Consider the following 14,154-nt stretch of genomic DNA (forward strand, 5'->3'; position numbering starts at 1 on the left):
GGCAGCGGTCGTGCGGCAGTCTTGTTCTTGATCGTGCGTGAAGCGAAAGGCCCGGCAGTGCCGGGCCTTCAGTACCTTGGATGCTTATTTCACTTGCGCTTCCGTGTAGTAGCCGCTACCGGTGACGAGCACCTGCTTCCAGTTCGCCTTGTCGACGGTGACGGGTTTGAGCAGGTAGGACGGCACGACCTTCACGCCGTTGTTATAGGTCTTGGTATCGTTGACGGCCGGCGTCTTGCCGCTCATCATCGCGTCGACCATGTTGGCCGTGACCTTGGCCAGTTCGCGCGTGTCCTTGAACACGGTCGATGCCTGTTCGCCGCGGATGATCGATTTCACCGACGGAATCTCCGCATCCTGGCCCGTGACGACGGGGAACGGCTGTTTCGGCGTGCCGTAGCCGACGCCCTTGAGCGAGGACAGGATGCCGATGCTCAAGCCGTCATACGGCGACAGCACCGCGTCGACGCGCGCATTGCCGTAGTAGGCGCTGAGCAGGTTGTCCATGCGGGCCTGCGCCACGGCGCCGTCCCAGCGCAGGGTGGCGACCTTTTCCATGCCCATCTGCTTCGAGCGCACCACCAGCTTGCCGCTGTCGATGTACGGTTTCAGGACCGACAGCGCGCCGTTGTAGAAGAAGTGCGCATTGTTGTCGTCGGCCGAGCCGCCGAACAGTTCGATATTGAACGGCCCTTTGCCTTCCTTGAGTTTCAGCGCCGATTCGATATAGCCCGCTTGCAGCACGCCGACCTGGAAGTTGTCGAAGGTGGCGTAGTAATCGATGTTTTTCGTGCCGCGGATCAGACGGTCATACGAGATGACCTTGATGCCCTTGTCGGCCGCCTTTTGCAGTACGTTCGACAAGGTGGTGCCGTCGATGGCGGCGATCACCAGCACCTTGGCGCCCTTGGTGATCATGTTTTCCACCTGCGCCAGCTGGTTCGGGATATCGTCGTCGGCAAACTGCAAGTCCGTCTTGTAGCCGCGCTCCTTGAATACCTTGACCATGTTGTCGCCGTCGGCGATCCAGCGCATGGACGATTTGGTCGGCATCGAGATGCCGATCGCGCCCTTGTCGGCGGCGCTTGCCACGGGCATTACCGCCATGCCGGAGATGGCCAGCGCCAGGCTCGCGGTCAGCATTTTCATTGTTGTTTTCATTTCAGGTCTCCACCGTCTTCGATAGTTGAATGTGCCAGGGCCGTCGTCCAGCGGGCGGGCTCCGTGCGGATGGCCGATTGCGGGCCACGGCTGATACTAGTTTGTCCATCCATCCCTCACCAATCACTTTTTTCGCATAGCCGATATCCAAAACGATATCGATAGGCCAATTGATGCGATGCGCCATAGCGCCCCTTCCCGCCTGCGGACAGGGCGGGAGCGGAGGACGGGCGGCGGCTTTTTTTGGTGCACTGCAATACCAATAATCATCATTCAATTTGGTGATTTTCGTAATTGCGGCGACACAGGGCGGCGCGCAGAATCGGTCCGGACTTGAAGACCAGCCATCCCGTCACGACCTTTTGAAAGCTTGCCATGCAGCCGATTTCCCCCGCCTCCCTGTTGCCCGCCGACCTGGCGCAGGCTCTCCTCATCGGCCGTATCTGGCGTGACGGCCCCTGCGTCGTCGCCGTGCGCGGCGGCGAGGTGGTCGACATCACGCAGACGGTGGCGACGGTGGCCGAGCTGTTCGAGCGCAGCGATGCGCTCGATATCGCCCGTCATGCGCCCGGCGTCGCGCTCGGCTCCGTGCAGGCGCTGCTGGCGCAGGCGCTGGCCGCGCCGGCTGGCGAGCCGTTCCTGCTGGCGCCGTGCGACCTGCAGGCCGTCAAGGCCTGCGGCGTGACCTTCGCCGTCAGCCTGCTGGAACGGGTGATCGAGGAACAGGCGGGCGGCGACGCGGCACGCGCGGCGAGCCTGCGCACCGCCCTGCAAACGACGCTGGGCGGCGACCTGTCCGCATTGAAACCGGGCTCGGACGCGGCGCAGCGCCTGAAACAGCAGCTGCAGCAGCGCGGCGCCTGGTCGCAATACATGGAAGTGGGCATCGGCCCCGATGCGGAAGTGTTTACCAAGGCGCAGCCGATGTCGTCGGTGGGTTGCGGCGCGCAGGTGGGCTTGCTGCCATCGTCGGCCTGGAACAACCCGGAGCCGGAGATCGTCCTGGCCGTCAACAGCCGTGGCGAGGTGCTGGGGGCGACCCTGGGCAACGACGTCAACCTGCGCGACATCGAAGGGCGCAGCGCCCTCTTGCTGGGCAAGGCCAAGGATAACAACGGCTCCTGCGCCATCGGCCCCTTCATCCGCCTGTTCGACGAACACTTCACGCTCGACACCGTGCGCCAGGCGGAAGTGTCGCTGCTGATCGAGGGCGCGGACGACGGCTTTGTGCTCGAAGGCGCCAGCTTCATGCGCGAGATCAGCCGCGACCCGCTCGACCTGGTGCGCCAGACGGCAGGCCAGTATCACCAGTATCCGGACGGCTTCATGCTGTTCCTGGGGACCATGTTCTCGCCCGTGAAGGACCGCGGCGCGCAGGGCGGCGGCTTCACGCACCACCTGGGCGACCGCGTGACGATTGCCAGCGCCGCGCTGGGCGCGCTGGTCAACGAAGTGCAGCGCTGCGATGCGATTGCCCCCTGGACGTTCGGCGTGCGCGCGCTGTACCAGAACCTGGCCCGCCGCGGTTTGCTTTGATCCGATTTTTTGAAAAGAGAGACACCATGCAGCATGCAACCTATCCCAGCCTGACTGATAAACGCGTCGTCATCACGGGCGGCGGCACCGGCATCGGCGTGGCCATCGTCGAGGCGTTCGCGCGCCAGGGCGCCCGCGTCACCTTTCTCGACATCGCCCGCGAGGCGTCGCTGGCGCTGCAGGAAAGGCTGGCCCACCTGCCGCAGCCGCCCGTTTTCCGCTATTGCGACCTGACGGACCTGGCGGCCCTGGCCGCCACCTTCGCCGAGATCGAACACAGCGCGGGCGCCACGGATATCCTCATCAACAACGCGGCCAATGACGACCGCCACCAGTTGCAGGACGTCACGCCCGCCTACTGGGACGAGCGCATCGCCGTCAACCTGCGCCACCAGTATTTCTGCGCCCAGGCAGTGGCGCCGGCCATGCGCGCCAAGGGCAGCGGCGTGATCCTCAACCTGGGCTCGATTTCCTGGCACCTGGCGCAGGCGAACCTGTCGATCTACATGACGGCGAAAGCCGGCATCGAGGGCCTGACGCGCGGACTGGCGCGCGACCTGGGGGGCGACGGCATCCGCGTCAACTGCATCATTCCCGGCGCCGTGCGCACGCCGCGCCAGGAGCGGCTGTGGCATACGCCGGAAGCGGAAGCCGTGATCCTGCAGGGACAATGCCTGCAGCTGCGCGTGGAGCCGGAAGACGTGGCGGCGCTGGCGCTGTTCCTCGCGTCGGACAACGCGGCCAAGTGCGCGGGACGCGAATACTATGTCGACGCAGGCTGGTACGGCGCATGAGTACCCCAGGCAACCGCCAGGCGCGGCGTTTCCGCTCGCAGGACTGGTTCGACAATCCCGACCACATCGATATGACGGCGCTGTACCTCGAGCGCTTCATGAACTACGGCATCACGGCCGAGGAACTGCGTTCGGGCCGGCCCATCATCGGCATTGCGCAAAGCGGCAGCGACATCAGTCCCTGCAACCGCATCCACCTGGAACTGGCCCAGCGCGTGCGCGACGGCATCCGCGACGCGGGCGGCATCCCGATGGAATTCCCGCTGCACCCGATCTTCGAGAACTGCCGCCGTCCCACGGCCGCGCTGGACCGCAACCTCGCGTATCTGGGCCTGGTGGAGATCCTGCATGGCTACCCGATCGACGCCGTGGTGCTGACGACGGGCTGCGACAAGACCACGCCGGCGCAATTGATGGCGGCGGCCACGGTGGACATTCCCGCCATCGTGCTGTCGGGCGGCCCCATGCTCGACGGCTGGATGGACGGTGAACTGGTCGGTTCCGGCGCGGCCATCTGGAAGGGCCGCCGCCAGCTGTCCGCCGGCGTGATCGACAACGACAAATTCCTGCAGATCGCCGCCGCCTCGGCGCCGTCGGCTGGCCACTGCAACACCATGGGCACGGCATCGACCATGAATGCGCTGGCCGAGGCGCTGGGCATGTCCCTGACGGGCTGCTCGGCCATTCCCGCGCCGTACCGCGAACGGGGCCAGATCGCCTATGCAACGGGGCGCCGCATCGTCGGCATGGCGCATGACGACGTGCGCCCGTCGCGCATCCTCACGCGCGAGGCATTTTTGGACGCCATCATCGTCAACGCGGCCATCGGCGGCTCCACCAACGCCCAGCCGCACCTGATGGCCATGGCGCGCCATGCGGGCGTGGCATTGCACTCGAGCGACTGGATGGCGCACGGCTACGACGTGCCGCTGCTGTTGAACATGCAGCCGGCCGGGAAGTATCTGGGCGAGCGCTTCCACCGCGCCGGCGGCGTGCCTGCCGTGATGTGGGAGCTGCAGCAGGCGGGCCTGCTGCACGCGGACCGCTTGACGGTCACGGGCCAGAGCATGGCGGCCAACTTGCAAGGCCGGGAGAGCGCGGACCGCGAGATGATCCGCCCGTTTGCCGCGCCGCTGAAGGAAAAGGCCGGTTTCATGGCCTTGCGGGGCAACCTGTTCGACTTCGCCATCATGAAGACCAGCGTGATCTCGCCCGCTTTCCGCGAGCGCTACCTGTCGCGTCCCGGCAGCGAGGGCGTGTTCGAGGCGCGCGCCATCGTTTTCGACGGTTCAAGCGACTATCACGCGCGCATCAACGACCCGGCGCTCAATATCGACGACAGCTGCATGCTGGTCATGCGCGGCGCGGGTCCCGTGGGCTGGCCCGGTTCGGCCGAAGTGGTCAACATGCAGCCGCCCGACGCGCTGCTCAAGGCCGGCATTCTGAACCTGCCGACCCTGGGCGACGGGCGCCAGTCGGGCACCTCGGACAGCCCCTCGATCCTGAACGCATCGCCGGAAAGCGCCGTCGGCGGCGGCCTGGCGCTGCTGCGCACGGGCGACATCATCCGCGTGGACCTGAACGGGGGGCAGTGCGACATGCTGGTCGAGGCACAGGAACTGGCGCGCCGCGCCATGGAACTGCCGCCACCCGTCAACGACAGCGCCACGCCGTGGCAGGAACTCTATCGCGCCAGCGTGGGCCAGCTGGAAACGGGCGCCTGCATGGAGCTGGCGCTGAAATACCGCGCCGTGGGCCAGACCCTGCCGCGCCATAACCATTAGCAGGCAGGTCGCGGTAGGTCGGGTTAGCGCTCCGCGCGTAACCCGACACCACCACAGACATAAAATTTTTTAGCAGTACCCGCAGTTCAAAAAACGTTGTTAATAAAATCCAACAAGGAGACACACAATGAACAAGATCATCAGTGCAGCCATCATGACCGCCATGCTGGCATTGAGCAGCAGCGCCGCCCTGGCCGATGCGAAAAACCCGAAGATCGGCTTTTCCATCGATGACTTGCGCGTCGAGCGCTGGACGCGCGACCGCGACTTCTTCATCGCCGCCGCCGAAAAGCAGGGCGCCAAGGTCTTCGTACAGTCGGCCGACGCCAGCGAACAGCGCCAGATTTCGCAGATCGAAAACCTGATCTCGCGCGGCGTGGACGTGCTGGTGATCGTGCCGTTCAACGCCACGGTGCTCAACAACACCGTCAAGGAAGCGAAAAAGGCCGGCATCAAGGTGTTGTCGTATGACCGCCTGATCCTGAACGCCGATATCGATGCGTATATCTCGTTCGACAACGAGAAAGTGGGAGAGATGCAGGCCGAAGGCGTGACCAAGCTGCAGCCGAAGGGCAATTACTATTTGCTGGGCGGTTCGCCGACCGACAACAACGCCAAGATGCTGCGCGAAGGCCAGATGAAGGTGCTCAAACCGTACATCGACAAGGGCGATATCAAGATCGTCGGCCAGCAGTGGGTGAAGGACTGGAGCGCCACCGAAGCGCTGTCCATCGTGGAAAACGCGCTGACGGCCAACGGCAACAAGATCGACGCCATCGTCGCCTCGAACGACGGCACGGCCGGCGGCGCCATCCAGGCCCTGGCCGCGCAAAAACTGGCCGGCAAGGTGCCGGTCTCGGGCCAGGACGCCGACCTGGCGGCGGTCAAGCGCGTCATCGCCGGCACGCAGTCGATGACCGTCTACAAACCCCTGAAAACCATCGCCGCCGAAGCGGCCAAGCTGGCCGTGCAACTGGCGCGCAATGAAAAGCCGGCCTACAACTCCAGCTATGACAACGGCCTGAAAAAAGTCAGCACGGTGCTGCTCAAACCCACGCCCTTGACCAAGGCGAACGTGAATATTCTCGTCGACGACGGTTTCTATACCAAGGCGCAGCTGGGTAATTAAGTGCTGGTGTCGGGTTACGCGCTGCGCGCTAACCCGACCTACGCCTCTTTCCTGGTCAATAAATGTGAGCTCAGATGTCTGAATATCTGCTTGAAATGAAAGGCATCGTCAAACAGTTTGGCGGTGTCCGCGCGCTCGACGGCATCGACCTGCAGGTGCGGGCCGGCGAGTGCATCGGCCTGTGCGGCGAGAATGGCGCCGGCAAGTCGACCCTGATGAAGGTGCTGTCCGGCGTGTACCCGCACGGCACCTGGGACGGCGAGATCCTGTGGGATGGCCAGCCCCTGCGCGCGCAATCGATCCGCGACACGGAAGACGCGGGCATCATCATCATCCACCAGGAACTGATGCTGGTGCCGCAGCTGTCCGTGGCCGAGAATATTTTCATGGGCCGCGAACTTACCCTGCCCGGCGGGCGCATGCATTACGCGGCCATGTACAAGCGCGCCGACGAGCTGCTGCGCGAACTGAAGATACCCGAATTGAACGTGGCACAGCCCGTGATGAATTACGGCGGCGGCCACCAGCAGCTGGTGGAAATCGCCAAGGCGCTCAACAAGAATGCGCGCCTGCTGATCCTCGACGAGCCGTCGTCGTCGCTGACGGCCTCGGAAATCGCCGTGCTGCTCGATATCCTGCGCGCGCTGAAGGCCAAGGGCGTCACCTGCATCTACATTTCGCACAAGCTCGATGAGGTGGCGGCCATCTGCGACACCATCGTCGTCATCCGCGACGGCAAGCATATCGCCACCACGCCGATGGCGCAGATGAACGTGGAACGCATCATTGCGCAGATGGTGGGCCGCGAAATGTGCCAGCTGTATCCGCAGCGCGCAGTGGGGAACAATGCGCCTGCGGCCATCGGCGAAGTGCTGTTCGAGGCACGCCACGTGAGCTGCATCGATGCCGACAACCCGCAGCGCAAGCGGGTCGACGATGTGTCGTTCACCCTGCGCCGTGGCGAGATACTCGGCATCGCCGGCCTGGTGGGGGCGGGGCGCACGGAACTCGTCTCGGCCCTGTTCGGCGCCTACCAGGGGCCGTGCCAGGCCGAAGTGTGGCTCGATGGCCGCCGCATCGACACTTCGTCGCCGCAAAAGGCCATCGCCATGGGCCTGGCCATGGTGCCGGAAGACCGCAAGCATCACGGCATCGTGCCGGATCTGGACGTGGGGCAGAACATCACCCTGGCTGTGCTGGAGCAATTCGCGCGTGCCACGCGCATCGATGGCGAGGCGGAATTGACGGCCGTGCGCGGCGAGATCGCCCAGCTGGAACTGAAGGCGGCCAGCCCGTCGCTGCCCATTACGAGCCTGTCGGGCGGCAACCAGCAAAAGGCCGTGCTGGCCAAGATGCTGCTGACGCGCCCGCGCGTGCTGATCCTCGACGAACCCACGCGCGGCGTGGACGTGGGCGCCAAATATGAAATCTACAAACTGATGCTGGCGCTGGCCGACCGGGGCGTGGCCATCATCATGGTCTCGTCGGAACTGGCCGAAGTGCTGGGCGTGTCCGACCGCGTGCTGGTGATGGGCGAAGGCCGCCTGCGCGGCGACTTTATCAACGATGGCCTGAGCCAGGAAACCGTGCTGGCGGCGGCGCTGGACCAGCGCCCGGCGCCCGCCGCCAACACCGCAAACAAGGAAGCCGCAGCATGAAACCGCACAGTATCAAACAGCTGTTCACCCAATACAAGATGCTGGCCCTGCTGATCGCCGTGGCGCTGATCTGGGCCTTCTTTTCATGGAAAACGCAGGGCAGCTTCCTCACGCCGCGCAACCTGTCGAATCTGCTGCGCCAGATGTCCGTCACCGGCATCCTCGCCTGCGGCATGGTGCTGGTGATTATCGCCGGCGAGATCGACCTGTCGATCGGCTCCCTGCTGGGGCTACTCGGCGGCATCGCCGCCGTGCTGGACGTCACGCAGCACTGGCCGCTGGCGCTGAACCTGATGGCGGTGCTGGGCTGCGGCCTGGTGATCGGCCTCTTGAATGGCTACCTGACGGCGTACCGCGGCATCCCGTCCTTCATCGTGGGACTGGGCGGCATGCTGGCGTACCGCGGCATCCTGCTGGGCATCACGGGCGGCATCACGATCGCCCCCGTCTCCGAGCCGATGGTCTATCTGGGACAGGGTTACCTGCCCGCGGTGCCCGGCGTCGTGCTGGGCATCGGCCTGTTCCTGCTGGCCGCCTTTCTGACGTGGCGCGCGCGCGCCAGCCGCGCCCAGCACGGCTTGCCGCAGACGGCGCCCTGGGCCGACGGCTTGCGCCTGGCCGTCATCGGCGCCGTGCTGTATGCCTTCGTGCAGACCCTGAACGGCTATGAAGGCATTCCGCTGCCCGTTCTGCTGCTGCTGGCCTTGCTGGGGCTGTTCAGCTACATCACCAGCCAGACCGTGTTCGGCCGCCGCATCTACGCTGTCGGCAGCAATATGGAAGCGACGCGCCTGTCCGGCATCAACGTGAAAGCCGTCAAGCTGTGGATCTTCGGCATCATGGGCCTGATGTGCGCATTGGCTGGCCTGATCAACACGGGCCGCCTGGCGGCCGGTTCGCCGTCCGCCGGCACCTTCAGCGAACTCGACGCCATCGCCGCCTGCTTCATCGGCGGCACCTCGATGCGCGGCGGCTCGGGCACCGTGTACGGCGCCCTGATCGGCGCGCTGGTGATGGCCAGCCTCGATAACGGCATGTCCATGCTGGACGTGGACACCTACTGGCAGATGATCGTGAAAGGCAGTATCCTCACCCTCGCCGTCTGGGTCGATGTCAGTACAAGGGCGGGACGCCGGTAAGACCGATGCGTGACCGGCAGCCAGGGGCGAAAATACGTCCCGGCCGCCACATGGAGGAGACGCCAGCATGAAGTTACCGACCGCGCACCGGATCGCGCTGCTGTTTAACGGGAACAAAATCTACGACCGTGACATCATCGCGGGCATCGCCGCCTACCTGAACACCACGCGCGTGTCGTGGGACCTGTTCCTGGAAGAGGATTTCCGCTGTCGCCTGCCCGGTATCGAACGCTGGCAGGGCGACGGCATCATCGCCGATTTCGACGATCCCGCCGTCTGCGCGGCGCTGGCGCACAGCCGCCTGCCCGTGGTGGCCGTGGGCGGCTCGTATGCGCACGCCGAGGATTACCCTGCCGGCATCCCGTACGTGGCGACCGATAATTTCAAGATCGTCAAGCTGGCCTATGAACACCTGGTGGAAGCGGGCCTGAGCCGCTTTGCCTGTTTCAGCCTGCCCGAGGCGGATGTCAACCGCTGGGCCCAGGAGCGCGAAACGGCGTTTTGCACCCTGATGGAGCGCGACCACATGCGCGCCGACGTGTACCGGGGCGTGGCCACCAGCGCGCCGTCTTGGGACGAGGCGGTGGAGCAGCAGATCGCCTGGCTCAACAGCCTGGAAAAACCCGTCGGCATCATCGCCGTCAGCGATGCGCGCGCGCGCCAGCTGCTGCAGGCGTGCATGCACGCGGGTATCGCCGTGCCGGAGCAAGTTGCCCTGATCGGCATCGACAACGACCCGCTGGCGCGCATGCTCACGCGCATTCCCTTGAGCTCCGTGATCCAGGGCACCGAGGAAATGGGCCGCACGGCCGCGCATCTGCTGCACCAGATGTTGAACGGCGTGCGCCTGTCCGGCACGCGCATCCTGGTGCCGCCGGCGGGCCTGAACGTGCTCGCCTCCACGCGCCACCAGCCCTTCCAGCATCCGCAGGTGATGCAGGCGCGCCATTTCATCCGCCAGTACGCCTGCCAGGGCATCAAGACGGAGCAGGTGGCCGATTACGTGGGCGTGTCGCGTTCCTCGCTCGAAGCGCACTTCCGCCACGAGCTGGGGCGCAGCGTGCACGACGAGATCCTGCATTTCAAGCTCGATGCGGCCAAGACCCTGCTGGCGCGCGGGCCGGGGCAGGTGGCCGAGGTGGCCGTGCGTTGCGGCTTTACCACGGTGCAGTACATGCACGCCGTCTTCAAGCGCGAACTCGGCTGCACGCCGCGCGAATTCCAGCAGCGCAGCCGGCCGCCGCCAGCCCCCGGGCAGGCGCCATGATGCATCTGCTGCGCAATGCGCGCGGCATGCGCGTGGCCATCGACGCGCACGACGCCAGCGTGCGGGCCTGGTGGGCGCCCGACCGTTATGGCCGCCTGGCCGACGTGCTGGGCGCGGCGCCCCCTGCGGCGCGTGCGCCTGCGGGCTGGCAGTGCGCGCCGCCGGATGACGGCCGCTTGTTGCTGCACCTGGCGCACGACGGCCTGTCGGTGCGCCTGGCCTACCGGCTTGACGACGATGGCAGCCTGCACCTCGACTGCGCCGCCACGGCCGATATGGTTTCCCGTTTTGCGCTTGCCGCGCCCCGCTTCAACCTGCAGGGCGGCCGCGCCGCCGTGGGCGACCATGTGCTGCGCCTGGCCGCGGACCGTTACCGGCCTTGGCCCGGCGGCTGCGCGTGCAGCGCTCCGCTCGACGTGGCGGGCAGTGCGTTTGACTTCCGCCAGCCGGCGCCGCTCACGTCGCGCCTGGCCTGGCCCGCGCTGGCGCAATCGCCGGGATTCCGGCATGACTTTTACTGGACGGGCAGCGGCCAGCTGCGCGAGGCGGCGCAGGTTGCCGACCCCGCTTCCGGCCGGGTCCTGCGTTTTTCCAGCACCCAGGATAGCTGTCATCTGTATTCCGATGCGCGCTGTTTTTCCCTGCTGGCGCAGGGCGTGCAATTGCAGCCGGGACAGGTGAGGCGGTTCCAGCTCGCCTACCGTTTGGGCGTGCAGGATATCGATGCGTTTGACATATCCGAACCGGTATCAATGATGTCAAATAAGTGATTGGTCAGATATGCGGGGCAGTTCTACCATGGGGTAGTTTTTCCCTCATTTATTTTTGCCCTTACCGACGCTGCCAACCTGCCATGAACATACTCACCATCGATGCCGGCACCACCAATACGCGTACCTTGCTGTGGCGCGCCGGCGCCGTCGTCGCCCAGGCGCAGCTGGAAACGGGCGTGCGCAATACCGCCATCGATGGCCATAACGGCGCGCTGAAACAGGCGCTGCGCGACACCATCGCCAGCGTGCTGGCCAGCGCGGGCATCGCGCCGTCTGCCGTGGACCTGGCGCTGGCGTCTGGCATGATCACTTCGCCCATGGGGGTGCGGGAAGTGCCGCATTTGCCGGCGCCCGCCGGCCTGGCCCAGCTGGCGCAAGGCATGCAGGCGGTGGACTTGCCCGACGTGCTGGCGCAGCCCCTGTGGCTGATTCCCGGCGTGCGCAACCAGCACGGCGCCGTCGGCCTGCATAACGTCGAAGCGATGGACATGATGCGCGGCGAAGAGACGGAAGTCGTCGCGCTGCTCGAGCGCCTGCAGTTGCGGGGCGCGGCGACCCTGATCATGCCCGGCTCGCATACCAAACTGATCAGCGTGGACGAGCAGCGCCGCATCCTCGGCTGCAGCACCACCATCGCCGGGGAACTGCTGCAGGCGATCACGCAGCACACCCTGATCAAGCAATCGGTCGATGGCGGTTTTGCGCAGACCCTGGTGCCGAAAATGCTGCTGGCCGGCGCGGCCGCGGCGCAAAAGACGGGGCTGGCGCGCGCCTGCTTCAGCGTGCGCACCCTGGGCCAGTTCAGCGCCATCGAATGCAATGAACGGGCCAATTTCCTGATGGGCGCCGTCCTCAGCGGCGACCTGCTGGCGCTGCGCAACAGCACCGCCATCCAGATGCGGCCCGATACGCCGCTCGTCATTACCGGCAAGCCCATGCTGCGCCAGGCGCTCGGGCTGCTGATCGAAGAACATGGATTTTTTTATGGCAAGCGCATCATCGTCGACGACCAGCAGCAGGCCAATCTGGCCGGTCACGGTGCGCTGCTGATCGCCGCCGCGCGCGGCTTGATTTCCCCGCAGGAGACAGTATGAGCAGCAACAAGAACAAGCGTCCCTTGCGTTCGCAAGCGTGGTTTGGCGGCGACGACAAGGACAGTTTCATTCACCGCAGCTGGATGAAGAATCAGGGCTATCCCAGCGACGCTTTCGATGGTCGTCCCGTCATCGGCATCTGCAATACCTGGTCCGAACTGACGCCCTGCAATGGCCATTTCCGCGACCTGGCCGAGATGGTCAAGCGCGGCGTGCTCGAAGCGGGCGGCTTTCCCGTCGAATTTCCCGTCATGTCGCTGGGCGAGACGAATCTGCGCCCGACGGCCATGCTGTTCCGTAACCTGGCCAGCATGGATGTGGAAGAATCGATCCGCGCCAACCCGATCGACGGCGTGGTGCTGCTGACGGGCTGCGACAAGACCACCCCGGCCCTGCTGATGGGCGCGGCCAGCGTGGACTTGCCCACCATCGTGCTGTCGGGCGGCCCCATGTTGAACGGGAATTACCGGGGCAAGCCGATCGGCTCGGGCACGGACGTGTGGAAGTTTTCCGAAGACGTGCGCGCCGGGCGCATGACCTCAAACGAATTCAAGCAGGCCGAATCGTGCATGTCGCGTTCCGCCGGCCACTGCATGACCATGGGCACGGCCTCCACCATGGCCAGCATGGTCGAGGCGCTGGGCGTGACCCTGCCCGGCAACGCGGCCATTCCCGCCGTCGATGCGCGCCGCAAGCTGCAGGCGCAGCTGACGGGCCGGCGCATCGTCGACATGGTGCATGAAGACCTGAAACTGTCGCAAATCCTCACGCGTGAAGCGTTTGAAAACGCCATCATGGTCAACGGCGCCATCGGCGGCTCGACCAATGCCGTGATCCACCTGCTGGCCATTGCCGGGCGCATCGGCGTGGACATGCGCCTGGGCGACTGGGACCGCCTGGGCCGCGAGATCCCCTGCCTGCTCAACCTGATGCCGTCGGGCCAGTACCTGATGGAAGACTTTTACTATGCGGGCGGCTTGCCCGTGATCATCCGCGACCTGCTGGGCAAACTGCATGGCGGGGCGCTCACCGTCACGGGCGCCAGCATGGCCGTCAACGTGGCCGAGGCGGAAAATTTCAATCCCGAGGTGATCACCCCGCTGGCGCAGCCATTCAAGGACGAGGGCGGCATCGCCATCCTGCAGGGCAACCTGGCCCCGCGCGGCGCCGTCATCAAGCCTTCCGCCGCCTCGCCGGAACTGATGCAGCACCGTGGCCGCGCCGTCGTCTTCAACAGCATCGAGCACTATAAAAAGCGCGTCGACGATCCCGCGCTCGATATCGATGCCAGCTGCGTGATGGTGCTGCAAAATTGCGGCCCGCAGGGCTACCCTGGCATGGCTGAAGTGGGCAATATGGGATTACCGAAAAAACTGCTGGAGCAGGGCGTGCGCGACATGGTGCGCATCTCGGACGCGCGCATGAGCGGCACGGCCTACGGCACGGTGGTGCTGCACGTGGCGCCGGAAGCGGCCGTGGGCGGGCCGCTGGCGCTGGTGCGCGACGGCGACATGATCGAGCTGGACGTGGCGGGACGGCGCTTGCACCTGGACGTCGACGAGACCGAGCTGGCGCGCCGGCGCGCAGAATGGCGCGCCCCCGAGCCGGCCATGCAGGGCGGCTACCAGTCCATGTACATCAAGCACGTGACGCAGGCCGACGAAGGCGCGGACCTCGATTTCCTCGTCGGCTGCCGTGGTTCGGCCGTGCCGCGCGAGTCACATTGATAACGCACGATCAAACCTGCTGCGCGTCGTCATTTGCGGCCTCGATGCTCACTGTGCTCAAGCACAGTTGCGCGTCTCGGCCACAACTGACT

11 protein-coding genes are annotated in these 14,154 nt (G+C 65.5%); 10 read left to right on the plus strand and 1 reads right to left on the minus strand.

The features are described from left to right. Positions 1–84 precede the first annotated feature (84 nt). A complete protein-coding gene (gene chvE, locus AC07VH_RS17920; protein WP_225243237.1) occupies positions 85–1,107 on the minus strand; it encodes a multiple monosaccharide ABC transporter substrate-binding protein in 1,023 nt (340 codons plus the stop codon). Between the two features lie 429 nt (positions 1,108–1,536). On the opposite strand from chvE, the gene AC07VH_RS17925 reads away from it, so the two are divergent. The 10 genes from AC07VH_RS17925 (at position 1,537) to araD (ending at position 14,062) form a co-directional block, all read left to right on the plus strand. Continuing rightward, entirely contained in the window at positions 1,537–2,697 is a 1,161-nt protein-coding gene (locus AC07VH_RS17925; protein ID WP_494787592.1) for a fumarylacetoacetate hydrolase family protein, read from the plus strand. A gap of 26 nt (positions 2,698–2,723) precedes the next feature. Further along, positions 2,724–3,491 carry a D-xylose 1-dehydrogenase gene (gene xylB / locus AC07VH_RS17930; protein WP_494787591.1) on the plus strand — a complete coding sequence of 256 codons (768 nt, stop codon included), beginning with the start codon at positions 2,724–2,726 and terminating at the stop codon, positions 3,489–3,491. Beyond that, positions 3,488–5,275, plus strand: a complete 1,788-nt coding sequence (locus AC07VH_RS17935) for an IlvD/Edd family dehydratase (protein WP_494787590.1) — start codon at positions 3,488–3,490, stop codon at positions 5,273–5,275. Before xylB ends, AC07VH_RS17935 begins: the two co-directional genes overlap by 4 nt. A 154-nt stretch (positions 5,276–5,429) precedes the next feature. Then, complete coding sequence (gene xylF, locus AC07VH_RS17940) at positions 5,430–6,404, plus strand: D-xylose ABC transporter substrate-binding protein (RefSeq protein ID WP_494787681.1); 975 nt, start codon at positions 5,430–5,432, stop codon at positions 6,402–6,404. A 74-nt stretch (positions 6,405–6,478) separates the two neighbouring features. Beyond that, positions 6,479–8,062 (plus strand): D-xylose ABC transporter ATP-binding protein, encoded by a 1,584-nt coding sequence (gene xylG, locus AC07VH_RS17945; RefSeq protein WP_494787589.1) that lies wholly within the window; start codon positions 6,479–6,481, stop codon positions 8,060–8,062. Beyond that, positions 8,059–9,201: a sugar ABC transporter permease gene (locus AC07VH_RS17950; protein WP_077398401.1), complete on the plus strand. Its 1,143-nt coding sequence runs from the start codon at positions 8,059–8,061 to the stop codon at positions 9,199–9,201. Before xylG ends, AC07VH_RS17950 begins: the two co-directional genes overlap by 4 nt. 67 nt (positions 9,202–9,268) lie before the next feature. Then, on the plus strand, positions 9,269–10,468 hold the full coding sequence (locus AC07VH_RS17955) for a XylR family transcriptional regulator (protein WP_494787588.1): 1,200 nt from the start codon (positions 9,269–9,271) through the stop codon (positions 10,466–10,468). After that, positions 10,465–11,238 carry an aldose epimerase family protein gene (locus AC07VH_RS17960; RefSeq protein ID WP_494787587.1) on the plus strand — a complete coding sequence of 258 codons (774 nt, stop codon included), beginning with the start codon at positions 10,465–10,467 and terminating at the stop codon, positions 11,236–11,238. The genes AC07VH_RS17955 and AC07VH_RS17960 overlap by 4 nt, the downstream gene beginning before the upstream one ends. Before the next feature lie 83 nt (positions 11,239–11,321). Then, positions 11,322–12,335 (plus strand): 2-dehydro-3-deoxygalactonokinase, encoded by a 1,014-nt coding sequence (locus AC07VH_RS17965; protein WP_494787586.1) that lies wholly within the window; start codon positions 11,322–11,324, stop codon positions 12,333–12,335. Further along, on the plus strand, positions 12,332–14,062 hold the full coding sequence (araD, locus tag AC07VH_RS17970; RefSeq protein ID WP_494787585.1) for an L-arabinonate dehydratase: 1,731 nt from the start codon (positions 12,332–12,334) through the stop codon (positions 14,060–14,062). The genes AC07VH_RS17965 and araD overlap by 4 nt, the downstream gene beginning before the upstream one ends. Positions 14,063–14,154 lie beyond the last annotated feature (92 nt).

The organism is Janthinobacterium sp. GW821-FHT03C10, from assembly GCF_059420865.1.